Origin of the sequence: Frigoribacterium sp. CFBP 13707, from assembly GCF_014842245.1 — a bacterium.
GTDB classification, from domain to species: Bacteria; Actinomycetota; Actinomycetes; order Actinomycetales; family Microbacteriaceae; genus Frigoribacterium; species Frigoribacterium endophyticum.
In genome coordinates this window covers 12224-34087 of record NZ_JACYVL010000004.1, presented here as the reverse complement: position 1 = coordinate 34087, position 21864 = coordinate 12224, and the positions used below count along the sequence as shown (strand labels likewise).

Below are 21864 nucleotides of genomic sequence, written 5' to 3'. Positions count from 1 at the left end.
GACCGGGGTTCGGGCCTCCGATCGCCTGCGTGAGAGCAACGGTAGACGTGACCCCCGACCGGGGCGAGGGGGTGGACCGGCCGCTCCGCGTCGTGTAAGAAAGCGAGTGGTGCTCAGGGCCAGCTGTCCTCCTCGGGGTGGGTCACGACGAGCTCCCGGATCTCGCTGCGCGCCGGCATGCCGAGCACGTAGAGCACCGCGTCGGCGACGTCCGCAGGGTCCTGCAGGCGCGAGTCGTCCTGCGGCTTGTACTGCTCGTCGCGGGCGTCGAAGAACCGCGTCGCCATGCCCGAGGGGATGAGCGTCGTCACCCCGACCACGCCCTTCAGCTCGGCGGCCAGCGACCGCGTGAAGCCGACCACGCCGAACTTCGACGCGCAGTAGGCGGTCGCGTCGCCCACGGCCTTGATGCCGAGCGACGAGGCGACCGTGACGACCTTGCCGTGCGACGCCTTCAGGTGCGGCAGCGCGGCGCGCACGGTCGAGACGGTGCCGAAGAGGTTGACGCCGACGATCTTCTCCCACGATGCCGTGCTGAGGCCGTCGAGGGGCGCCGGGGTGTCGACGCCGGCCGCGGTGACCACGGCGTCGAGGCCGTCGTGCGCCTCCGCGGCGGCCGTGACCGCCGCCTCCACCGCGGTCGAGTCCGAGACGTCGACGCGGTGCGACTCGATGCCCTCCGGCACGCGCGAGACGTCGAGGTCGAGCACGATCGGCGTGCCGCCGGCCTGCTGCACGGCGTGCGCCACGGCGGCGCCGAGGCCGCTCGCGCCGCCGGTGACGATCACGCGCCCGGGCCCGCGTCGGCCGCTCGGGGCGCTCGGGGCAGTGGTGCTGCTGCTGGTGTCGGTCATGGGGTTCCTTCCGTCGGGGTGGTGGTCAGCACCGCCTCAGCCCACGCGCTCCAGCGCCGAGGCGAGACGGGTGGTCGACCGCCCGGGGTGGAAGGAGCTCGCCGGTCGCGCCCCCAGCCAGCTGAACAGCCAGCCGTGGCGGTTCGTCCTGGTGGAGTCGCGGGAGACCATCGAGGAGGTCGCGCGGATCAGCGGCGAGAGCATGACCGAGTCGATGTCGGACGGCACCTTCTTCGAGCGCTACAAGCCCTTCTTCCGGTTCAGCCGCGCCGAGATGGAGCGTCGCCGCGACGGCATGCTCTTCGACGAGCTGCCCGCGCCGCTGCGTCCGTTCACGGGGCAGGTGTTCACGAAGCGCGGCCAGGTGCTGATGAACGCGCTGCGGGTGCCGCAGACGCTCGGCGCCGAGAACCGCGCCCTCGTCGCCGGCTCGCCGCTGCTGCTCGGCGCGATGCTCGACCGGTCGACGTACCGGCCCGACTCGCTGACGTCGTTCTACTCGACCTTCAGCCTCGGGGCCGCCATGGAGAACCTCTGGCTGGCCACCGGCACGCTGGGGCTCGGCATCCAGTTCGTGTCGTTCCCGATGGAGCGGCCCGAACGCTGGGCGCAGGTCGAGCGGCTGCTGGCGGTGCCCGACGACCTCGAGCTGATGGCCGTGTACCGGATCGGCCACGTGCCTCCCGAGCGGGTGCGCCCGGCGATCGACTGGGCCAGCGACGAGCGGCGGCGGATCTCGCAGTACGTCTTCCGCGAGGACTGCCGCACGCCGCAGACGGGGTGGGACGAGCCGCCCGGCGCGTGACCGCCGCGGTCACGAACCACGTCCTCGCCCCCGAACCACGCCGCGGCGTGGTTCCGCTGCGAGGACGTGGTTCGTCACGGTGCGGCGGGAGGCGGGAGGCTGCCGCGAGCGCACGAGAGCGGCGCCGCCCTCGTGGGGGCGACGCCGCTCTGGCGTGGTGGGGCGGGGGCCGTCGACTAGTTGTCGGTCGACTCCGAGTCCTTGTCGTCGTCGACGAGCCCGGCCTTCTTGCCGTCGGGGAGCTCCTCGGTGTACTTCGCCTGCTCGTCGGTGATCTCGGTGGATCCGTCGGGGGCGGTGGACGGGGTGGTGTCGTCGGTTGCGCTCATGCCCCCGACGATACGCCCGCGGCCGCGCGAGCGACCTGATCCGCGCCTCCCAGCTCGACGACCACGTCGCACCACTCCGCGACGACGGGGTCGTGGGTCGCGACGACCACGACGGTGCCCTCCCGGCGCAGCTCGTCGAGGGCGTCGAGCACCAGCTCGCGCCCCGCGGCGTCGAGCGCCGAGGTCGGTTCGTCGGCCACCACGAGCGCGGGGCGGTGGACGAGGAGGCGCGCGGCGGCCACCCGCTGCTGCTCACCGCCGCTGAGGTGGCCGGTGATGTCGTCGCCCCGTCCGTCGAGCTGCAGTCGACGCAGCGCGGCTCGCCCCCGCGCCCGTCTCGTCTCGCGGCTGACCCCGTGCGGGCGCACGACGTCGACGTTCTCGCGGACGGTCCACTCCGGCACCAGGCTGCCGTGCTGCAGCAGGACGCCGCACGTCTCACGGAGGTGTCGGCGCAGGGCGCGGCTCCCCGCCGTGCCGACGGCGGAGCCCGCGACCGTCACGGTCCCCGTGGTCGGGGCCCGGAGACCCGCGATGCACGCCAGGAGGGACGACTTCCCGCTGCCGTTCAGCCCCGTCACCGCCACCGCGGCACCCGGCTCGGCCGTCAGGTCGAGGCCGCGCCAGAGCTCCCGGCGCCCCGTCCGCAGACCGAGGCCCGCCACGACGAGGGGGGCGGTCGGCCCTCGGGACGGTGCGGGAGGCCCGGGAGGCGCGGGAGGCACGGTGGCGGTCGTCGGCACCGGCGTCGGCCGGCCTCGGTGCGGCTGGGTCACGGGGTCTCCTCGGAGGACAGGGCGGCGGTGGTGGGGGACGGGCGTGCGAGGCGGCGTCGGGCGGCGAGGAGCGCCGCGCCCGCGAGGGCGCCGTGCAGCCCGCCGGCCGCGCCGATGACGACGAGGGCGTCGGCAGGGCCGTCGGTCCGCGCGACCGTGAGACCGAGCGCGCAGGCGACGGTCGTGAGGCCGGCGCCGACGACGACGTGGGGGAGGTCGACCGACCAGTCCGAGCGTCCGACGGTCGCGAGGAGCAGCCGACGCCGACGGGTGCGCGTGACGTGCGCCGTCGTCGCCACGACGAGCCCGGCCGCGAGGGCGAGCCCGCCGAGCCCGGCCGCGAGGACGACCAGGCGCTGCTCGGCGAGCACCTCGCGGGCGGCGCGGGCGTAGCCGTCACCGACGGTCTCCCACCCGTGGACGAGGGGCAGCACGCCGACGTCGTCGAGGGCCGCCTCCACCGAGGCGCGGTCGTCGAAGACCACCCGGCCGTTGAAGGCGGCGGTCGCCAGCACGTCGTCGGGCAGGTGCACCAGGGGCACCTCGACGATCACGGTCGGCGGCCCGTCGACGGGGGAGAGGCGCAGGGTCGCGGGGTCGGGCACGACGACGCCGGGCGGCAGGGTCTCGAGGCGAGCGCCGAGCGGAGGCAGCACGTCGCCGGTCGTGGTCCAGACCATCCGGAGGTAGGCGACGACGTCGGCGGCGAGGGCCCGTGCCGCCTCGGGGTCGCCTGCGGTCCGCACGACGACGACGTCGTCCCCGTCGCCGTGAGGCTCGCCGGTGCCGGTGCCGCCCCGGGCGGTGACGAGCGCGCCGGGAACGGTGTCGGGGTCGCCCATCGTCGCCCTGCCGGCGGCGATCTCGTCACGGGCCACCCGGGCGAGCGCCCGGTCGAACTCGCGGTCGTCCGCTCCGGCGAGGCCGACGCTGAGCACGGACCCCTCGTGCAGGTCGAGCTGCGCCGCGGAGGAGGTCGCGACACGGTCGGCGGCGTCGGCGGCGCGCTGGCCGAGGGCGACCTCGGCCGCCACGACCGCGACGAGGGCGACGTGCAGCGCGATCGGCACGACGAGCGCACGCCGGCGGCCCCCTGCTCCGGTGCTGGCTGAGAGCAGCCTCGACGGCCGCGGTCCGTGCGCCGCCGTCGCTCGACAGAGGAGCAGCCACGCTGTCGTCCCGCCCCAGATCAGAGCGATCACGGGCAGGACGAACTCGGGCCTCCGGAGCCCGCCGACGCTCCACCAGAGAGCCAGCACGAGCAGCACCGAGCCGAGGGCCGCTCCTGCCAGGGGCGATGCTGCCTCCCGGAGCTCGGCGACGAGGGCACGTCGTCGGGTCCACCCGACGAGCGCGCAGACCAGGCGGCGTCGGCGGCCGCGCTCGGCCTCGACGCCGGCCGCACCGAGGGCGACGAGCATCACCGTCACGAGCAGCCCGGCGACGGAGGGCACCGTGACCAGCGCCCGGAGCTCGTCGAGAGGCCCCACCGTCGCGTCCGCCGCGGTGAAGCCGGCGCTGTCGAGAGCGGCGAGGAGGGGGCTCGGGTCGTCCGCGTCGGTCACGTAGAAGCCGCGGGGGTCGAGGTCGAGCCAGGAGTCGTGGTCGGCGAGGGTCCACCGCACCCAGGGGCCCAGGGGCTGCCCGGCTCCGCCGGTCAGGGGATGGACGAGCGAGTCGCCGACACCAGCGCCGGGCGAGTCGTCCGGGGTCATGCGGGCGACCTGGTCGCCCGTCGACGTCACCGCCCGGAGGAGTTCCTGCCGTGTCGCGTCGTGCCCGAGGTCCGGCGGCGTCTCCAGGACGACGACCCCGGTGCCCCGGCCGCCGCTCCCGCCGCTCCCCCAGGTGTCCTGGCCCTCGGCGGCGGCCAGGGCGACGCCCGCGGCGAGCGCGTAGGCCGCCACGACGGCGATCACCGTCGTGGCGGCCGTGCGCCGACGGGTCAGAGGACCGCCCACCACGCCGTGTTGTTGCTCTTGCTCTTCGCCCGCACCGCGCTGGCGAGGTAGGACGGCGCGGCGTTGCCCGAGCGCAGGCACTGCGTCTGCCCGTTCGCGCAGGCCGTGGCCCGGTGCGTCCTCGAGTAGTGCTGGTACTTGGCGTACACGGTGGAGGACGTCACGCCCCACTCGAAGTACCCGCCGCCCACGTACGTCGACCCGAGTGTGGAGAACTCGCCGGCCGGCATCATGCCGGACTCCGCCTCCGTGCCGGTGGTCGCGGCCGTGGTGGCCGACTCCGAGGTCGACGTCGATGTCGACGTCGAGGTCGCGGTCGGGGTCGACGCCGGGGCGGGAGCGGCGACCGCAGGTGAGAGCCCCGCGCCGAGCACGAGCGCTCCCGTGGTCGCGAGGGTGGCCAGGCTCCGCCCGACGGTCGTCCCGATGCTGCTGACACTGGTCATGATCACCCGTTCCTGTCTGCTCGACCGACCCTCGATCGTGCATACATACCCTGACATTGAAACCAGGAACGTCACAAGGTCGGCGGCTGTCTCATACAGGGACACGGGGAATGCGAGAGGGATCCGTCGTCGAGGAGCCGGGTGGCGCGGCTCCGGCCTCGTCATCCGGCGGATCACGCTCACATTCGAGAAGAGAGCGCGAGAGCAGGGTCACGGCGGCGGACGCAGGGAGGCGCGGTGCCGGTCAGACCGACACCGCGCCTCCGCAGTCCCGCAGCCGTAGCCGCAGCCGCCCCGCGGCTACGCCGCGCTCGCGACCTCCGCCGCGACGGGGCGGGCGACGAGCTCGCCGTCGCCTCCGACGCTGACCAGCACGTGCCCGCCGGCCGCGACCGCGCCGGAGACCATCAGGTCGGCGAGCCGGTCGTCGACCTCGCGCTGGATCGTGCGGCGCAGCGGCCGGGCGCCGAACTCGGGCTCGTAGCCGTGGTCGACGATCCAGTCGGTGGCCGCGTCGTCGATCTCGACCGCGATGCCCTGGGCCTCGAGGCGACGCGAGGTCGCCCCGAGCAGCAGGCGCACGATGTCGCGCAGCTGCGCCCGGTCGAGCTTGCGGAAGAGCACGATCTCGTCGATGCGGTTGAGGAACTCGGGCCGCATCGCCTCCCGCAGCTTGCCCATGACGCGGTCGCGCAGCGCCTTCTCCGATCCGAAGCCGTTCCCGGCCGCGGGGTCGGAGCCGACGGGCCCGGCCGGCGTGAAGCCGAGGGCGCCGCCGCGCGAGGCGAGGAACTCCGAGCCCAGGTTCGACGTCATCACGACGACCGTGTTGCGGAAGTCGACCGTGCGGCCCTGGCCGTCGGTCAGCCGGCCGTCGTCGAGCACCTGCAGCAGCAGGTTGAACACGTCGGGGTGCGCCTTCTCGATCTCGTCGAGCAGGATCACCGAGTACGGGTTCCGCCGCACGCGCTCGGTCAGCTGGCCGGCCTCGTCGTAGCCGACGTAGCCGGGAGGGGAGCCGACGAGCCGGCTCACCGTGTGGCGCTCGCCGTACTCGCTCATGTCGAGCCGGATCATCGCGCCCTCGTCGCCGAAGAGCGACTCGGCCAGGGCCTTCGCCAGCTCGGTCTTGCCGACGCCGGTCGGCCCGAGGAAGAGGAACGACCCGGTCGGGCGGGCGGGGTCGCCGAGGCCCGTCCGGCTGCGCCGCACCGACCTGGCGATCGCGGTGACCGCGTCGTCCTGGCCGACCACCCGGGCGTGCAGCTCCTGCTCGAGCAGGGCGAGCCGCGAGCGGTCGCCGTCGGTGAGGCGCGCGACCGGGATGCCCGTGGCGCGCGCGACCATCTCGGCGACGTCCGCCGCGGTGATCCCCGTGCCGACCGCCTCCGTGCCGACCGCCGCCGTGCCGGCCGCCGCCGTGCTGTCGGCGTGACCGCTCCCGACCGCCGCGGCCAGCGACTCCTGCACGGCCTCGATCTCGTCGCGCAGGTGCGACGCCTCCTCGTAGCGCTCCGCGGCGACCGCGGCGTGCTTCGACGACTCGAGCTCGGCGAGCCGCGCCTGGAGCGCCGCGGTGTCGACCCGGCCGCCGAGGCGGAGGCGACGACGGGCGCCGGCCTGGTCGATCAGGTCGATCGCCTTGTCGGGCAGGAACCTGTCGCTGACGTAGCGCGCCGACAGCTCGACGGCCGCGCGCAGGGCCTCGGGCGCGTAGGCGACGCCGTGGTGCTCCTCGTAGCGCGGGGCGAGCCCGGTGAGGATGAGCACGGCGTCGTCGACGCTCGGCTCGGGCACCGTGACGGGCTGGAAGCGGCGCTCGAGGGCGGCGTCCTTCTCGATCGTGCGGTACTCCTTCAGCGTCGTCGCGCCGATGAGGTGCAGCTCGCCGCGGGCGAGGCGGGGCTTGAGGATGTTCCCGGCGTCCATGGTGCCCTCGCCGTTGCCGCCGGCCCCGACGACCGTGTGGATCTCGTCGAGGAAGACGATCAGCTCGCCCTGGTGGGCGGCGATCTCGTCGACGACCGTCGTGAGGCGCTCCTCGAAGTCGCCGCGGTAGCGGGTGCCGCTGACCATGCCGGCCAGGTCGAGCGTGACGACGCGCTTGCCCTGCAGCAGCTCGGGCACGTCGCCGTCGACGATGCGCTGGGCGAGGCCCTCGACGATGGCGGTCTTGCCGACGCCGGGCTCGCCGATCAGCACCGGGTTGTTCTTCGTGCGGCGCAGCAGGATCTCGACGGTCTGCTCGACCTCGTCGGCCCGGCCGATCACCGGGTCGATCTCGCCGCGGCGGGCGCGCGCCGTGAGGTCGCTGCCGTACTGGTCGAGGGTGGGCGTGCCGGAGTCGCGGGCCGGGTCGCCGGCACCGGTCACGTCGGTGCCCGTGCCGGCTCCGCTCCCGGCCGCGCCTGCGGCGCCTCCCGCGGTCGACCCGCCCGTCGGCGACCCGTCGCGGACGAACGCCTGGAGCGCCTGCGGGGTGATGCCCGCGGCGGCGAGCAGCTGCCCGCTGACCGACTGCTGGTCGACGACCAGCGAGAAGAAGACGTGCTCGGGGTCGACGTAGGTCGAGCCGAACGCGCGGGCGGCCTGCGCGGCCTGGAGCAGGACGCGCTGGGCGGCCGGGGTGAGGGCGACGGTGCTGGGGGTGTCGGACGAGGGGCCGGGGAGGCGGCTGTCGACGGCTCGGAGCAGGGCGTCGCGGTCGACGCCCGCGTGGCGGACGACGTCGGCGGCGGGCGACTCGTCGAGGAGCACCCGCAGGACGTGCAGGGAGTCGACCTCGGCGTGGCCACGGCCGGTGGCGAACTCGCCGGCCCGGGTGACGAGCCCGTGGGCGGCGCTGCTGAGCAGGTGCGAGATGTCGACGGGGCGTCCGGTCTGACCCGACCGGGCGCCGTTCATGAGGCGGGCGAGGAACTCGTCGAACGAGCCGCCGTCGCCGGAGCCGGACTGTGCAGGCATGGGACCTCCTGGGGAAACTTGAGTGGCTGCGACTCAAGTAAACGCAGGGAGGCCCGGGTCATTCCCGGTCGGCGGAAGAAGTTGAGCGGAGTCGGCTCAACCTGCCACGTCAGGTCGCCGGGCGGCTCCCCTCGCCGCCCCCGCGCCTCCGGCCCCTCCGCCCTCTCGACCGCTCCGTGTCGCAAATGCCGACCATCAGCACCGCAATACCGGGTTTTCCCCCTGTTGCGACCCGACCGAGCCTGCGACGGTCGGCATTTGCGACAGGGAGCGGGTCAGGAGCCGGTGCGGGCGCCGGCGAGGTGCTCGTCCGTGGCGCCGTCGGGCCCGGCGGCGGCCTCGGCGCCGCTGGTGTGCGCGCTCGCCTTGCCCTGGTCGTCGCCCTCGTCGCCCTCGGCGTCGGCGCCCGGCGCGTTCGCGTACTCGGCGCCGTAGCTGTCGCTGTCGAGGTCGGGGATGTCGAGCATCTCCTGCGGCCAGGCCGGCCGGGAGGGCTGGAGGCGCAGCGTCGCCTCCTCGAGGTCGCGGATGACGTCCTCGTCGACGGGCTCGTCCTGGCTGTTCTCGACCGGGGTGGAGAACACCTGGCTCGCCGGGCCGATGAGCAGGTGCGCGTAGGCCTTGCTGCCGCCCTCGGTCACGACGGGCACCGACACGATGTCGGAGGTGTCGGCCTCGGCGAGCGCCCTCGTGTAGCGGAGCACGGCCTTGCAGGTGCGGTCACCGACCAGCATGTAGCTGCCGGAGTAGTGGAGTCGTCTCATGGGATCGACCGAACCACGAGGGGCCCGGCCGTGCTCGCCCTTGCTCGCGGGGCGTCCGTGCACTACGCGCACCGCGCCTCCGGCGTGCTCCCACCGCCCCGGAGCGGGAGCGAGGGCCTGCCGGAGGCGCGGGTCGGCCGGGCGGTCAGCCCGCGTCGGGCAGCCGCACCTCCACCGTGCCGTCGACGACGCGGGTGTCGAACCGCGGCTGCGGCGACGTCGCCGGCCCGTGCACGACCTCGCCGGTGCGCATCGAGAAGACGCTGTCGTGCCAGGGGCACGAGACGCAGGCCTCGCCGGGCTTGCCCGCGTCGGTGACGAGCTCGCCCTCGGAGAGCGGGCCGGAGAGGTGGCTGCAGACGCTCGAGAGCACCTCCACCTCGTCGCCGCGACGCAGCGCGACGAGCGGCTGCCCGTCGAGGTCGAGGCCGGTCAGCTCGCCCTCGGGCAGGGCGTCGAGGCGGGTGACCTCGTGCCAGCCGGGCGAGACGAGGTGCGGCACGTCCTCCGCGTGGTTCGCGCCGACGGCCTGGCGGTAGGCGAGGTGCCCGCCGATGAAGCCGCCGATGCCGACCGCGCCGAGGCCCGCGAACGAGAGCACCTTGGCGCTCGTCTGCCGGCCGCGCAGCCGCTGCAGGTACGAGGCGCCGTAGAGCGCGGTGCCGACGAGGTTGGCGGCGGAGTGCACGAGCCCGGTGCGCTTCTGCTGCTCGTGCGTGGCCGACCAGTCGGCGAAGCCGGCCAGGGCCGACGGGGCGACCGCGAGCACGCCGGCGCCGACGAGGGTGCGGGCGGGGCGCTCCTGGCCGGGCATCAGGTCGAGCAGGGCCGCGCTGATCCACGCGCCGGTCGGCACGAGCACCATCACGGGGTGCAGCGGGTGGCCGGCGGGCACGCCGTGCAGCAGGTCGCGCAGCGCCCGGGGCTGCAGCACGGCGTCGACGACGCCGGCCACCTTCTCGACGAGCGGGTCGAGCCTCTTCTCGCGCTCGACCGCCTCGAGTGCCTTGACGATCCTGAGTTCGCGCATGGTGCCTCCTCCGCCCTCGCGGGCTGTCGTGCGCCGCGGCTGCTGTGCCGCGGGCGGTGGTGGTGCGGTCGGTCGTGCCGTGCTCCGAGTCGACACCGGCGGGGCGCCGGGTGCCCGGCCCGGGCCGGAACTGTTCGCGTCGCGGACGACGCGGGGTCGGTGCGGTCCGGGCGCCTCAGGCCCGGTCGGCGCCGGCGCCGCTGCTGGTGCCGGTGCCCGCGCCGCTGCCGGCTTCCGGTCCGCGGCGGCTGCCGAGCTTCGCGAGCAGGTAGAGCACGACGCCCGCGGCGAGCATGATCGCGCCGAACAGCCACACCTGAGCGCTCTGCTGCGTGAGCAGCAGGACGCAGGAGGCGACGCCCAGCACGGGCACGGCCGTCCAGACCCGGAAGTGCTCGTGCTCGACGCGGTCCTTCCTCAGCACGAGCACCGCGACGTTCGTGCTGATGAACACGAAGAGCAGCAGCAGCACGACCGTCTCGGCGAGCGTGCCGATGTCGCCGACGAGGGTGAGCCCCATCGCGACGGCTGTGGTGACGAGGATGGCGGCCCACGGCGTGCGGCGCTTCTCGAGCACGGCGCCGAGCGGGCGGGGCAGCAGCCCCTGCTCGGCCATGCCGTAGGTGACGCGGCTCGACATGATCATGGTGAGCAGGGCGCCGTTGGCGACCGCGATCAGCGCGATGAGGCTGAACAGCCACGAGGGCACGGCGACGCCGCTGGCCGCGACGACGTCGAGCAGGGGGCCGGTCGAGCCGCTGAGCTCGTCGGCGGGCAGGGCGATCGCGCTGGCGAGGCCGACGAGCACGTAGACGACGCCGGCGGTGGCGAGGGCGCCGAACAGGGCGCGGGGGTAGACGCGGCGGGGCTCGCGCACCTCCTCGGCGATGTTGGCGCTCGTCTCGAAGCCGACGAACGAGTAGTAGGCGATGATCGCGGCGCCGAGCGTCGCGATCGCCGGGTCAGCATCGGCCGGGAACTCGCCGACGCGGCCGACGTCGCCGCCCCCGCTGCCGAGCATCACGGCGACGACGACGATCACGATGACGAGGCCGCTCACCTCGATCACGGTCATCACGACGTTGCCCTTGAGCGACTCGCTGATGCCGCGGGCATTGAGGCAGGCGACGAGGGCGAGGAAGGCGATGGCGGTCGGCACGGTCGGCAGGTCGACGAAGGTCGACAGGTAGTCGCCGGCGAACGCGAGCGAGAGGCCGGCCGCGCTGACGACGCCGGCGGCGAGCATGCTGAAGCCGACCAGGAACGAGATCACCGGCTGACGGAACGCCCTCTCGGCGAAGATCGCCGCGCCTCCGGCCTTGGGGTACTTGGTGACGAGCTCGGCGTACGAGCCGGCGGTCAGCAGCGCGAGCAGCAGGGCGAGCAGCAGCGGGGCCCAGAGCGCGCCGCCGACCTCGGCCGAGAGCGTGCCCATGAGGGCGTAGATGCCGGCGCCGAGCACGTCGCCGAGGATGAAGAGGTACAGCAGCGGGCCGGTGATCGCCTGCTTGAGCTTCGAGCCGCCGGCGGCGCCGTCGGCGCCCGGGGTGCCGGAGTCGCGGGTCGAGCCCTCGGGACGGGCCGGCTCCGAGGAGGCGGCGGGTCGGGCGGGCGTGGTCATGTGTCCTCCTGGCAGCGGGCACCGTCGGCCCGGCCGTCCTGTCGGCCGCGCCCCGGCGCCCACCGAGGCAACCACCGGCCCTGCACGCGGGGCCTCATCGCGTCAGGGACTTGCGCCGCGCCGCTGCCGTGTGCTGAGCCTGCGCGGGGTGCACGGGTCTGTCGCCGCCCGTCTCGCGTCGGACCGGGTGGTGTGGGCAGTGCGGCGGGTCCGTGTCCCCGTGGGCGGGTCAGCGCCGGCCCGCCCACGAGGACACGGACCCGCCCGCTCGCGAAGGGCTCGGCCCGAGTGCGGCAGGGCGGGCCGGGCGCCGCACCGCTCAGGCGGGCGGCAGCAGCGCCCCCGCGGCGCCCGCCCGGACGGCCGCCGAGACGCGGTCGAGCAGGGGGGAGGCCAGCGTCCAGCGCTGCCACCAGAGCTCGACGTCGACCACGTCGCCCGGCGACAGCTCGACGAGCCGCCCCGCGGCGAGGTCGTCGGCGCTCTGCTGGTCGGGCAGCAGCGCCCAGCCGAGGCCGAGCCCGACGGCCCGCACGAAGTCCGACGACGAGGGCACGTAGTGCCGCGGCGGGCGCGGGTCGTAGCCGAGCGCCCGGCGGAGGAACCCCCGCTGCAGGTCGTCGTTGCGGTCGAACGAGAGCATCGGCGTCGCGTCGACCCGGCCGATCGACGGCACCCCGCCGAGCCAGCGGTCGACGTACCCGGGGCTCGCCACCGCGCGGTACCGCATCGTGCCGAGCGCCTCCGACGTGCAGCCCTGGATCGGCTCTCTCGTCGACGTCACCGCCGCGAGCACGTCGCCCTGGCGCAGCAGGGTCGTCGTCCGCTCCTCGTCCTCGCGCCGGATGTCGAACACCACGGGCGCCTCCGGCGGCAGCGACGCCAGCGCGTCGAGGAACCAGGTGGCGAGCGAGTCGGCGTTGACGGCCAGGGCCAGCGACGGGGGCGGCGCACCCGCGTCGGAGGCGCCTCCTCGTGCTCCGTGCCCCAGCTCGGCCGCCGTGTCGGCGGCGAGCAGCTGCACCTGGCGGGCGTAGCGCAGCACGACGTCGCCGGCCGCGGTCGGCACGACCGGGGTCGTGCGCTGCAGCAGCACCTGGCCCGCGGTGCGCTCGAGCGCCTTGATGCGCTGCGAGACGGCCGACTGCGTCATGTGCAGCCTCTGGGCCGCGGCCTCGAAGGTGCCCTCGTCGACGATGGCGCGCAGGGTCTCGAGGTGGTCGAGAGCGAACGGCGTCATCCGCGCGGCTCCGGTGTCGTCATCAGCACAGCTTATGCGGCATGACGATCTGTAGCTGGAGAGATGTGCGGCGCGGACGTAGCGTCGCCGGGTGACCACTTCCACGCTGCTGCTGACCTCCCTCACGGGCATGGGCACCGGGCTCGCCCTCATCGTCGCGATCGGCGCCCAGAACGCCTACGTGCTGAAGCTCGGGCTGCAGGGCGTGAACCGCGTCATCGTGCCGGTCATCGTCATCTGCGCCCTCAGCGACGCCGTGCTCATCACCGCGGGCGTCGCCGGGGTCGGCGCGGTGGTCGCCGCTGCTCCGCAGGCGCTCGTCGTCGTGCGGGTCGTGGGGGCGGCGTTCCTCCTCGTCTACGCCGGGTTCGCCGCCCGTCGGGCGCTGCGACCGGTCGGAGGGCTGACGGTCGACGGGCCCGACGAGGCCCCCGCGACCGGCACGCCCTCCGCGTCCGGGGTCGGCCCCGGCTCCGCGGCCCTCGAGCCCGTCACCGCCGCGGGCCCCGTCGCCGGGACCATCACCGGCGGGGCAGGCAGCCCCGCCACCGGCTCGCTCGCGACGGTCGCCGCCCCGGCGCCGGCCCGCTCGTCGACCTCTGGCCGTGCGCCCGGCTCCGCCCCGGTCCGCCGCCGCACGGCCGTCCTCACCGTCCTCGCCCTCACCTGGCTCAACCCGCACACCTACCTCGACACGATCGTCTTCCTCGGCTCGGTGGCCAACCAGCAGGAGGGCGACCTGCGCTGGTGGTTCGCCGGGGGAGCGATCGCGGGCAGCCTCGCGTGGTTCGCGGCGCTGGGCCTCGGCTCGCGCCTCCTGCGCCCCTTCTTCGCGCGGCCGTCGTCGTGGCGGATCCTCGACGGGCTCATCGCCGTCGTCATGACCGTGCTCGGCCTGGAGCTGCTGCTCGGCGCCTGACGCTGCAGGTCGGGGTGCGCGGCCAGGGGCGCTGAGCCCGGGAGGCGCGGGCCCGGTCGGTAGGCTCACGGCGGGGGGCACATGGACTGGCTGGGCGTCGCGGTGCTGCTCGTCGTCGCCGTCGGCGCCGCGTGCCAGGTCGCCTCGGGGCTCGGCTTCGCGCTCGTCTGCTCGCCGTTGCTCGTGCTGGTGCTCGGTCACGGCCCCGGCGTGCGTGTGGTGCTGGTCATGTCGATCGTGCTCAACCTCGTGGTGCTCGCGCGCTCGTGGCAGCACGTCCGCCTCGGCGACGCGCTGCGGCTGCTCGTGCCCGCCGCCCTGTTCGTCACGCCGACCGCCCTGCTGGCGCAGTCGGTGCGCACGCCGCTGCTCTCGCTGCTCGCGGGGTCGGTCGTGGTCGTCGCGACCGCGCTCGTCATCGCGCGCCGCGAGCTGCGCTGGCTCGACGGCACCCGCGGGGCGGTCGCGGCCGGGGCCGCCAGCGGCGTCTTCAACACGCTCGCCGCGGCGTCGGGCCCGCCGGTGGCGATCTTCGCCGCGCAGCGTCGGTGGGAACCGCGCGTGATGAGCGCCACCCTCCAGGCCTTCTCGCTGCCGCTCAACCTCGTGACACTCGCCGTGCTGGTGCTCGTCGGCGACGGCGCTGGCGGTGGCGGTGGCGGTAGCGCCGCCTCCGCCACCGCCGTCGCCGTTGGCGCGGCCGCCCCAGCCGGCCTGCCCCTGGCCCCGCTCGCCTGGGCCGTCGCCGGCCTCCTGGCCGGAGCCGCCGCGGGAGTCGCGCTGGGCCACCGCGTCCCCGCCCCCGTCGTGCGGGCGGTCGCCCTGGGCGTCGCGCTGCTCGGCGGCGCGACGCTGGTGACCACCGGGCTCACCGGGCTCCTCTGAGGGGCCGCGCCCGCGCCTCCTCGACGCCGCTACGGGCGGAACACCGCCCGCACGCAGCCGTCCTCCTTCTCCTTGAACATCTCGTAGCCCCGCGGCGCCTCGTCGAGCGGCATCACGTGGGTCGCGAGGTGCTCGGTGGTCAGCTCGCCGGCGGCCATGCGCTCGAGCAGCATCGGCGTGTACCGCTGCCCGTGCATCTGGGCCCCGCGCATGGTCAGCCCCTTGTTCATCAGCGCCCCGAGCGGGAACTTGTCGACCACCCCGCCGAAGACGCCGAGCACGAACACGCTGCCGCCCTTGCGGGCCGCCGTCACGGCCTCGCGCACGGCCGTGGGCCGGTCGGTCTGCAGCCGCAGCTGCTGCTTGACCATGTCGTAGCCGAAGTCCGGCCGGTCGCGGTGGGCCTCCATGCCGACGGCCTCGATGCAGACGTCGGGGCCCCGGCCGCCGGTGAGCTCGCGCAGCTCGGGCAGCACCTCGACCTGCGTGTAGTCCATCGTCTCGGCGCCGATCACGTCACGCACCTGTGCGAGGCGCTCGGGCAGGCGGTCGATGACGACGACGCGTTCCGCCCCGAGCAGCAGGGAGGCGCGGGCCGCCATCTGCCCGACGCCGCCGGCACCCCAGACGGCCACGGTCGACCCCGGCCCGACGCCGCCGAGGTCGGCGCCCATCCAGCCGGTCGGCGCCGCGTCGGAGGCGAACAGCGCGCGCTCGTCGCTGACCGACTCGGGCACGGTGAAGGCCCCGACGTCGGCGTACGGCACCCGGATGTACTCCGCGTGGCTGCCCGCCCAGCCGCCGACCGCGTGCGAGTAGCCGAAGCAGCCGCCGGGCGACTGGCCCCAGAGGCCCTCGGCGATGCCCGCGTTCGGGTTGCCGTTGTCGCAGAGCGAGTACTGCTCCTGCCGGCAGTACCAGCAGCGGCCGCAGGCGATGAACGAGTTGACGACGACCCGGTCGCCGACGGCGTGCCGGCGGACGGCCGAGCCGACCTCGACGACCTCGCCGACGAACTCGTGGCCGAGCACGTCGCCGGAGCGCATGGTCGGCACGTAGCCGCCGAGCAGGTGCAGGTCGCTGCCGCACGAGGTGGTGAGAAACACCTTGACGATCGCGTCGTGGGCGTTGAGCAGCCTCGGCTCGTCGACCTGCTCGACACGGAGGTCGTTCACCCCGTTCCAGACAAGCGCCCTCACAGCGCACCCGCCCCGAACGCGCGACGCTCGGCGCCGTCGACGAGGGCACCCGCGACCGTGTGCTTCCGGCGCCCCTCGGGCCGCGGCAGCTGCTGCAGCACCTCGCCCGTCTCGACGCGCGTCTTGAGCTCGCGGAGGGCCCGGCGCAGCGTGTCGGCGGGGTCGCCGCCGAGCTGCTCGCGGACGACGGCCTCGGCCCGGCCGCCGGGCAGCACCCGCGCGTGCAGCTCGGTGCCGCGGTCGCCGGGGACCGGCAGGAGGCGCGTCTCGACGACCTCCGCGAGCCGGTCGAACGGCGGCCCGACGACGCCGCCCGGGGCGATGTCGTCCGGCGTCGCCAGGACGGTCACGGACTTCCAGCCGTCGGCGACGGGCTGCTTCTCCGCGTGGCGCCGGGCCAGGGCCGCGGCGGCCGCCGCCGCGGAGGCGGCGACGCCCGCGCCGGCTCCGAGCAGGGCGAGGGTGCTCTTGTTCATGGTGGTCTCCTTCGGGGGCGGGCGGGTGCGGACGAGCCGACCCGCGACTCCTTCGTCGTCAGGGTGGGGGATGCACGAGGACCCCGCCCCGGGCGGGCGTCCCGGGCGGGGAAGCTCGTCCGGGACGGGGTCCTGGTGAGGGAGGGCCGGGTCAGCCCTTGTGGAGGGCGTCCTTGACGGCGCCCTTCGTCTTCTCGAGCAGCGGCGACTTGCCGGTCGTGCCGTGGAAGCGCTCGTCGGGCGTCGTCGGCGCGGGCATCGGCGCCGTCGTCGTGGGGCCGTCGTGGTAGCTGAACTCGCCCTTGCCGTCGGGGGTGGGGCCGCTGGCCCACGAGCCCTCCTTCGCGTGCGCGCCGTCGGAGAAGTTGAGGTACTGGTAGTTCACCGTCTGGTCCTCCTTCGACTGCGGGAAGGTGCTCGGCACCGGGAACTGCTCGATGCCGTCGTCCTGCAGCTCCTGGATCGCGGCGAGCCACTGGTTCTGGTGCATGGTGTCGCGGGCGATGAGGAAGCTCAGGAGGTCCTTCACGCCCTTGTCGTCGGTCATGTGGTAGAGCCGGGCGGCCTGGAGGCGGCCCTGCATCTCGCCGTTCGCGTTGGCGGTGAAGTCGGCGAGGAGGTTGCCGCTCGACGTGATGAACGCGCCCTGCCAGGGGTTGCCCATGCTGTCGACGGGGCGGGCGCCGGCGCCGGCGACGATGGCCTGCTGCACGTCGGTGCCGCCGATCACGGCCGCCATGACGGGGTCGTTCTGCACGGCCTCGTCGGTGAGGCCCACGGGGGCCTTCTCGAGCAGCTGCGAGATCATGATGGCGAGCATCTCGACGTGGCCGAACTCCTCGGCGGCGATGCCGAAGAGCAGGTCGCGGTACTTGCCGGGGATGTGGGTGTTCCAGGCCTGGAAGCCGTACTGCATGGCGATGGTGATCTCGCCGTACTGGCCGCCGAGCACCTCCTGCAGCTTGCGGGCGTAGACGGCGTCGGGGGCGTCGGGGGTCGCGCTGTGCTGCAGCTCTTGCTTGTGGAAGAACATGGGGGTCCTCTCGTCGAGTGGATGGACCTCCACACCACGCCGGGAGGCGCGGGTCGACACCCAGGGGAGCGCTCGCCGGGGCACGCATCGCCAAACGGGCTTGACGGGAGGCGCGGGGTGCGGGACCCTGCGCGGGCTCGGCGAGGCTCGGCTCGGCCCGGCCCGGGCTCGGCGGGGCTAGGCGCCCTCGGCCCCGGTCGCCCCGCTCGCGACGGACGTCGTCGGGGTCGCCTCGCCGGCGGCGCCGACGGGCGGCTCGGGGAGGAGCTGGAGGCCCTGGCCACTGTTGGCCGACTCGGTGAGCACGGCGATCCACCGCGGGTTGATGGTCGGCGGTCGGCTGCCCGCGAACGAGAAGCGCAGGCTCACGGTCGGGTGGATCCACACGCTGCTGCGGCCGTCGCCGGCCGAGGCGGGCTCCTTCCAGGAGAAGACGAAGCTCTCCTGGCGGCGGATCTTGGTGATGATCACGATCTGGAGGTGGGCCAGCACGCGGTCGTCCAGCTGCACCTCCGCGGTGCCGCCGTCGTAGGTCAGGTAGCCCACGGTGCCTCCCGTCTCCTCGGCACGAGGGGCGCAGGCCCCTTCCCTCCCATGGTGCCAGGAGGCCGAGCGCTGCGCACCGTGGTGACCGGAAGGCGCACTGGCGCCCCGGACGGCCGCCCCGGCCGCCGTCAGGTGCCCGTCGCGCTCGTCCTCCTGACGGTGCGGGGCTCAGCGGGCCGTGTCGTCGGCGTCCTCGATGCACGACAGCGCCTGCTCGGCGGCGTCGGAGTCGTCGTCGGCGTCGGTCGCACGGGTGAACGACGAGTTCTCGGCGGCGTCGTCGTTGGCCGACTCGAAGGTCGCGTCGAAGTCGTCCGACTCGACGTCGCCCGTCGTGGTCCAGAGGCCGATGGTGTCGCTCAGCACGTTGTTCTCGCCGAGGGGCGCCGCGACGTACCAGGTGTCGCCTTCCTGGACGGCGTAGCCGAGCAGCACGTCGTCGGTGGCCCCGTCGGCGAGGGTCGAGAGGGCGGTCGCGCCGATGCGGGTGCACGCGGCGTCGTTGGCCTGGCCCGGGTCGGTGCGGGTGGCGGACGAGCCGGGCACGTCGCCGGCGGGGTCCGTGTTCTGCGCGCCTCCGGTGCAGCCCGCGAGCGGCAGCATCAGCAGGGCGGCGAGGGGCAGCAGGGTCTTCTTCGTGATCATGAGGCCGACGCTAGGAGGACGGCCCCCGCTCCGCCCGTATTCACAGGCCCCCTTGCCCTTGGGCCCGTCGCGTCCCCCGGTGGGCGGGCCCCCCGCGGCCCGGTCGGCGTCCCCCGCAGCGCCCGGTCGTCGTGCCCCGCAGCGCCCGGTCGTCGTCCCCGGCGCGGCCCGGCCGTCGTTCCACCTCACTTGCCTGCCGAATTCGCGAGTGATCCGTGCCGCGGGCCCGCGGCTCTCGCCTGACACGGCCGCGGCGGGCCGGATTCCTCTCGCATTCCCCGAGGAGTCGCGGTCCGGTCGCGAGGACCAGCCCGCCTCCCGGGTCAGGCGGGCGGGCCGGGCGGGCCGGGCGGCCGCAGGTCGGTCGCCCGGATCGCCGCTCCACTCCGGAGTGGATCGGCGGCTCTCGACGTGGCGGGAGGGCGGAGGCTGCTCCACTCCGGAGTGGATCAGCGGATGTGGACCGTACTTGTCGGGGCGGATCCCGGCCCGGAGCTGGGCCGTGCGGTGGAGAGCAGCCCGCGCCCGCGACCGAACCGCGCCGCGCCGCGCCGACCAGGGCGCACGGCTCAGCCCAGCTCGACCCCGTGCTCGACGAACGTCAGCGCCGCGCAGCGCAGGTCGGGGCACGGCACGTGCTCGCGCGGCCGCCCCATCAGCGTGACCTCGTAGAGGCCCCCGGTGCGCTCGACGAAGCCGAGCAGTGCGGCGACGTCGTCGGAGGGCAGGCGCCGGTCGAGCACCCGCCACTGGCCGTCGTCGATCCGGTGCAGGTGCACGTCGGAGACGTCGGTCAGCGGCACGCGCACCAGCTGCTGCGCGGTCGACGTCTGACCGGCGGGGGGCATCAGGCCACCCCGCTCGCGGCGGACTCGGCGACGAAGAAGTCGCCGTAGCGGACCTCGTCGCGGCGGGTGGAGCGCTGGCCCGGCGTGGTGCGGCGTCGGGGCCGCGGCGGGTAGGTGGTGATCTTGACCGGTCGGGCGTCAGGATCGCTGACGTAGTGGCTCATGAGGTGCTCCTCTGGTCGCTCGGGTCCGCCCAGTCGGCCCCGGTGGTCCCCTCGACGCTAAGCGGGTGGACGGATCGGTGCAGGCCCTTGACAACCGGCCCCCGACCGGGGGACACCGGGTGGAACGGGGGACGCGACGTCGTGAGCGTGCCGTCGGGCCGGCCGTCGGGCGGCCGCACAGACCGAGGAGTCGCGGGTCGCTATAGTGGGGGAGTCCGCATCACCGCGGCGCGCGAGTGTAGTTCAATGGTAGAACTCCAGCTTCCCAAGCTGGTAGCGCGGGTTCGATTCCCGTCACTCGCTCTCCTCGCTCGTCCCGCGCCGTGCTCGCCTCACTCGGCTCCGCCGTCACCGCCGCGCCCGTCCCCGCACCCAGCCGCTGCACCAGCGCGACCGCGGCCGCGCGGCCCGCCCGGTTGGCACCGACGGTCGACTGCGACGGCCCGTAGCCGATCAGGTGCACGCGCTCGTCGGCCCGGGCCCGCGTGCCGACGAGCGGCACCCCGCCGAGCGGCCCGCGCAGCCGCAGCGGGTCGAGGTGGTCGAGGTCGGCCCGGAACCCCGTGGCCCAGATGACCGCGTCGACGCTCGTGCTCGACCCGTCGGCCTCGACCACGTGGTGCGGGCCGAGCGCCGTGAACATCGGGCGACGGGTGAGGACTCCCCGGCGCCGCGCCTCCACGGCGTAGCTCGTCCAGCCGAGCCCGGTGTACGAGACGATGCTCGCGGGCGGGCGGCCCTCCGCCGCGTCGGCCGCGACACGGCGCTCGACGTCGACGCCGTCGAGGCTCTGCGTGAAGTCGTGGTCGAGGAAGACGGGCTCGCGTCGCGTGTACCAGAGGGTGGTCGCGACCCGGCTGACCTCCTCGAGCAGCTGCACCGCCGAGATGCCGCCCCCGACGATCGCGACGCGCCGGCCCCCGAAGTCCGAGGCGCGTCCGTAGTCACGGCTGTGCCGCTGCAGGCCGGCGAACAGCTCGCGGCCCGGCACGTCGGGCACGACGGGCGTGTTCCACGTGCCGGTGGCGTTGACGACCGCGCGCGTCAGCCAGGTGCCCGCCGTCGTCTCGACGAGCAGGTCGCCGCCCGGGTCGTCGTCGACCGCCCGCACCGCGGTCACGCGTACGGGCCGCACGATCGGCAGCCGCTCGCGCTCCTCGTACGCGGCGAAGTACCGCGGCACCGCGTCGCGGCTCGGCTCCTCGGGGTCGACGGGCGGCAGGGGCATGCCCGGCAGGTCGAAGATGCCGTTGACGGTGCCCATGCGCAGCGACTCCCACCGGTGCTGCCACGCGCCTCCCGGTCGGTCGTCCGCGTCGAGCACGACGAGCGTGCGGGCCGCGTCTCCGTCGGCGTCGGGGTCGTCGAGCGCGGAGCCGAACCCGCGGCGCGCCAGGTGGTGCGCGGCCGACAGCCCGGCCTGGCCGGCGCCGACCACGACGACGGTGGCGCGGCGGGGCGCCGGCGACGGCCTGCGGGTCGGGACCGGGACCGGCGTCGCGTCGCTCATCCGCGCCTCCTCGTGCCTCGGTGCGGGCATGCCCGTCGACACGTCGACGGTAGCGGAGCCGCGGTACTCGCCACGTCGAGGGGCAGATCGACGCTCCTAAGCCCTCGAATCGGCAACTGGCGAGCCCCGCCTCGTCGAGGTGACCCGATCTGGGGCCCGCGCACCGCGGAGGGTCCGGGACGGGTCGCCTCGACGCTCGAGCGTCAGCGCGGGACGCGCTCCGCCTGCGACGCGATCACGGTGCTCAGCTCGTCGAGGAACGCGCTGATCACCTCGGCCTGCTCCGGGGGCACCTGCATGAGGAACTCCTGCACCGGCGGCACCGTCGTGGTGGTCTCGCAGGCGTCGCGCCCCTCCGGCGTGGTGTGCACGGTCTTGCGGCGACGGTCGCTCGGGTCGGCCTCGCAGAGCACGAGACCGGCGTCCTGCAGCCGGTGCAGCAGGTTCGAGACGGCGGGGGTGGTGAAGCCCAGGGTCGCGGCGAGGGCGCCCGGCGTCATCGGCTGCTCGGTGGCCTCCGCGGCGAGGATGAGCGCGAGGGCGTCCCGCTCCGTCCGCGGCAGGGGCGACGACCCGGCCGTCCGGTCGAGGCGCTGCTCGGTGATCCGGTAGCTCTCGAGGGAGGCGTGCAGGCGGGCTGCCTGGATTCGCTGGGGCATCGCGGGGTCCTCTGGGTGATCAGGCCGTCGGGGTGACGGTGTTCGGTGCGGTGCCCGTCGGGCGTCGCCCTCGCGCTGCCGGCCCTGGTGGAGGCGGTGGTCGAGCGGGGTCATGCGGTGGTCGTCATGCTGTCGTGCGGTCGTCCTGTGCTGCTGTCGTGCGGGTGCTGTCGTGCGGGTGGTGCCGGGG

Annotated in this window: 21 protein-coding genes, 1 tRNA gene and 1 pseudogene; 4 read left to right on the top strand and 19 right to left on the bottom strand. The window is 74.8% G+C overall.

All coding sequences use genetic code 11. From position 1 onward, the window contains the following. Window positions 1-113 precede the first annotated feature (113 nt). Window positions 114-854 carry an SDR family oxidoreductase gene (locus IFT45_RS09555; RefSeq protein WP_192046530.1) on the bottom strand — a complete coding sequence of 247 codons (741 nt, stop codon included), beginning with the start codon at window positions 852-854 and terminating at the stop codon, window positions 114-116. A gap of 70 nt (window positions 855-924) precedes the next feature. Between IFT45_RS09555 and IFT45_RS09550 the strand changes: the two genes are divergently transcribed. Next, the gene (locus IFT45_RS09550) at window positions 925-1659 is read left to right on the top strand and encodes a nitroreductase family protein (protein WP_371810947.1); all 735 of its coding nucleotides are present in this window, start codon (window positions 925-927) and stop codon (window positions 1657-1659) included. A 176-nt stretch (window positions 1660-1835) separates the two neighbouring features. On the opposite strand, the gene IFT45_RS09545 is transcribed toward IFT45_RS09550, so the two are convergent. From IFT45_RS09545 to IFT45_RS09505, 9 genes are all read right to left on the bottom strand, one after another. Next, window positions 1836-1988, bottom strand: coding sequence for a hypothetical protein (locus IFT45_RS09545; protein WP_156370173.1), 153 nt, complete (start codon window positions 1986-1988; stop codon window positions 1836-1838). Beyond that, entirely contained in the window at window positions 1985-2764 is a 780-nt protein-coding gene (locus IFT45_RS09540; RefSeq protein WP_192127881.1) for an ABC transporter ATP-binding protein, read from the bottom strand. The genes IFT45_RS09545 and IFT45_RS09540 overlap by 4 nt, the downstream gene beginning before the upstream one ends. Continuing rightward, a complete protein-coding gene (locus IFT45_RS09535) occupies window positions 2761-4728 on the bottom strand; it encodes a hypothetical protein (protein WP_192127879.1) in 1968 nt (655 codons plus the stop codon). Before IFT45_RS09535 ends, IFT45_RS09540 begins: the two co-directional genes overlap by 4 nt. Then, complete coding sequence (locus IFT45_RS09530) at window positions 4710-5171, bottom strand: lactococcin 972 family bacteriocin (protein WP_192127877.1); 462 nt, start codon at window positions 5169-5171, stop codon at window positions 4710-4712. The genes IFT45_RS09535 and IFT45_RS09530 overlap by 19 nt, the downstream gene beginning before the upstream one ends. A 300-nt stretch (window positions 5172-5471) precedes the next feature. Next, a complete protein-coding gene (locus IFT45_RS09525) occupies window positions 5472-8135 on the bottom strand; it encodes an ATP-dependent Clp protease ATP-binding subunit (RefSeq protein ID WP_192127875.1) in 2664 nt (887 codons plus the stop codon). A 275-nt stretch (window positions 8136-8410) separates the two neighbouring features. Continuing rightward, window positions 8411-8899, bottom strand: coding sequence for a hypothetical protein (locus IFT45_RS09520; RefSeq protein WP_192127873.1), 489 nt, complete (start codon window positions 8897-8899; stop codon window positions 8411-8413). A 145-nt stretch (window positions 8900-9044) separates the two neighbouring features. Beyond that, window positions 9045-9929, bottom strand: a complete 885-nt coding sequence (locus IFT45_RS09515) for a Rieske 2Fe-2S domain-containing protein (RefSeq protein WP_192127871.1) — start codon at window positions 9927-9929, stop codon at window positions 9045-9047. Between the two features lie 175 nt (window positions 9930-10104). Next, on the bottom strand, window positions 10105-11550 hold the full coding sequence (locus tag IFT45_RS09510; protein WP_192127869.1) for an APC family permease: 1446 nt from the start codon (window positions 11548-11550) through the stop codon (window positions 10105-10107). A 319-nt stretch (window positions 11551-11869) separates the two neighbouring features. Next, window positions 11870-12790, bottom strand: coding sequence for a LysR family transcriptional regulator ArgP (locus tag IFT45_RS09505; protein WP_056058475.1), 921 nt, complete (start codon window positions 12788-12790; stop codon window positions 11870-11872). Window positions 12791-12881: 91 nt separating this feature from the next. On the opposite strand from IFT45_RS09505, the gene IFT45_RS09500 reads away from it, so the two are divergent. Together IFT45_RS09500 and IFT45_RS09495 are read left to right on the top strand one after the other, a co-directional pair. Further along, complete coding sequence (locus IFT45_RS09500) at window positions 12882-13709, top strand: LysE family transporter (RefSeq protein ID WP_371810945.1); 828 nt, start codon at window positions 12882-12884, stop codon at window positions 13707-13709. A gap of 81 nt (window positions 13710-13790) precedes the next feature. Beyond that, window positions 13791-14594: a TSUP family transporter gene (locus IFT45_RS09495; protein WP_056058478.1), complete on the top strand. Its 804-nt coding sequence runs from the start codon at window positions 13791-13793 to the stop codon at window positions 14592-14594. Between the two features lie 29 nt (window positions 14595-14623). On the opposite strand, the gene IFT45_RS17825 is transcribed toward IFT45_RS09495, so the two are convergent. The 7 genes from IFT45_RS17825 to IFT45_RS09460 form a co-directional block, all read right to left on the bottom strand. After that, window positions 14624-15769, bottom strand: a complete 1146-nt coding sequence (locus IFT45_RS17825) for a zinc-dependent alcohol dehydrogenase (RefSeq protein ID WP_371810944.1) — start codon at window positions 15767-15769, stop codon at window positions 14624-14626. Between the two features lie 20 nt (window positions 15770-15789). Further along, window positions 15790-16269 carry a hypothetical protein gene (locus IFT45_RS17160; protein ID WP_192127865.1) on the bottom strand — a complete coding sequence of 160 codons (480 nt, stop codon included), beginning with the start codon at window positions 16267-16269 and terminating at the stop codon, window positions 15790-15792. 151 nt (window positions 16270-16420) lie between these two features. After that, the gene (locus IFT45_RS09480) at window positions 16421-17302 is read right to left on the bottom strand and encodes a manganese catalase family protein (RefSeq protein WP_167261158.1); all 882 of its coding nucleotides are present in this window, start codon (window positions 17300-17302) and stop codon (window positions 16421-16423) included. Window positions 17303-17479: 177 nt separating this feature from the next. After that, a complete protein-coding gene (locus IFT45_RS09475) occupies window positions 17480-17848 on the bottom strand; it encodes an ATP-dependent DNA ligase (protein WP_185230883.1) in 369 nt (122 codons plus the stop codon). 168 nt (window positions 17849-18016) lie between these two features. Then, a complete protein-coding gene (locus IFT45_RS09470; RefSeq protein ID WP_167261163.1) occupies window positions 18017-18493 on the bottom strand; it encodes a hypothetical protein in 477 nt (158 codons plus the stop codon). Window positions 18494-19062: 569 nt separating this feature from the next. Then, the gene (locus tag IFT45_RS09465) at window positions 19063-19341 is read right to left on the bottom strand and encodes a hypothetical protein (RefSeq protein ID WP_185230885.1); all 279 of its coding nucleotides are present in this window, start codon (window positions 19339-19341) and stop codon (window positions 19063-19065) included. Next, entirely contained in the window at window positions 19341-19505 is a 165-nt protein-coding gene (locus tag IFT45_RS09460) for a hypothetical protein (protein WP_192127863.1), read from the bottom strand. Before IFT45_RS09460 ends, IFT45_RS09465 begins: the two co-directional genes overlap by 1 nt. A gap of 232 nt (window positions 19506-19737) precedes the next feature. On the opposite strand from IFT45_RS09460, the gene IFT45_RS09455 reads away from it, so the two are divergent. After that, window positions 19738-19808 (top strand) — tRNA-Gly (locus tag IFT45_RS09455). A 544-nt stretch (window positions 19809-20352) separates the two neighbouring features. Here IFT45_RS09455 and IFT45_RS17820 read toward each other — a convergent pair. Both IFT45_RS17820 and IFT45_RS09445 read right to left on the bottom strand, forming a co-directional pair. Next, a pseudogene (locus IFT45_RS17820) lies at window positions 20353-20733 on the bottom strand (NAD(P)-binding domain-containing protein); the annotation flags it as partial. A 485-nt stretch (window positions 20734-21218) separates the two neighbouring features. After that, on the bottom strand, window positions 21219-21674 hold the full coding sequence (locus IFT45_RS09445) for a MarR family winged helix-turn-helix transcriptional regulator (RefSeq protein ID WP_056058516.1): 456 nt from the start codon (window positions 21672-21674) through the stop codon (window positions 21219-21221). Between the last annotated feature and the right edge of the window lie 190 nt (window positions 21675-21864).

Bases quoted from the DNA above. Each gene is read 5' to 3' on its own strand.
- IFT45_RS09555 (WP_192046530.1), bottom strand. From the start codon at position 854: ATGACCGACACCAGCAGCAGCACCACTGCCCCGAGCGCCCCGAGCGGC.
- IFT45_RS09545 (WP_156370173.1), bottom strand. From the start codon at position 1,988: ATGAGCGCAACCGACGACACCACCCCGTCCACCGCCCCCGACGGATCC.
- IFT45_RS09530 (WP_192127877.1), bottom strand. From the start codon at position 5,171: ATGACCAGTGTCAGCAGCATCGGGACGACCGTCGGGCGGAGCCTGGCC.
- IFT45_RS09525 (WP_192127875.1), bottom strand. From the start codon at position 8,135: ATGCCTGCACAGTCCGGCTCCGGCGACGGCGGCTCGTTCGACGAGTTC.
- IFT45_RS09520 (WP_192127873.1), bottom strand. From the start codon at position 8,899: ATGAGACGACTCCACTACTCCGGCAGCTACATGCTGGTCGGTGACCGC.
- IFT45_RS09515 (WP_192127871.1), bottom strand. From the start codon at position 9,929: ATGCGCGAACTCAGGATCGTCAAGGCACTCGAGGCGGTCGAGCGCGAG.
- IFT45_RS09510 (WP_192127869.1), bottom strand. From the start codon at position 11,550: ATGACCACGCCCGCCCGACCCGCCGCCTCCTCGGAGCCGGCCCGTCCC.
- IFT45_RS09505 (WP_056058475.1), bottom strand. From the start codon at position 12,790: ATGACGCCGTTCGCTCTCGACCACCTCGAGACCCTGCGCGCCATCGTC.
- IFT45_RS09495 (WP_056058478.1), top strand. From the start codon at position 13,791: ATGGACTGGCTGGGCGTCGCGGTGCTGCTCGTCGTCGCCGTCGGCGCC.
- IFT45_RS17160 (WP_192127865.1), bottom strand. From the start codon at position 16,269: ATGAACAAGAGCACCCTCGCCCTGCTCGGAGCCGGCGCGGGCGTCGCC.
- IFT45_RS09480 (WP_167261158.1), bottom strand. From the start codon at position 17,302: ATGTTCTTCCACAAGCAAGAGCTGCAGCACAGCGCGACCCCCGACGCC.
- IFT45_RS09470 (WP_167261163.1), bottom strand. From the start codon at position 18,493: ATGATCACGAAGAAGACCCTGCTGCCCCTCGCCGCCCTGCTGATGCTG.
- IFT45_RS09465 (WP_185230885.1), bottom strand. From the start codon at position 19,341: ATGCCCCCCGCCGGTCAGACGTCGACCGCGCAGCAGCTGGTGCGCGTG.
- IFT45_RS09460 (WP_192127863.1), bottom strand. From the start codon at position 19,505: ATGAGCCACTACGTCAGCGATCCTGACGCCCGACCGGTCAAGATCACC.
- IFT45_RS09445 (WP_056058516.1), bottom strand. From the start codon at position 21,674: ATGCCCCAGCGAATCCAGGCAGCCCGCCTGCACGCCTCCCTCGAGAGC.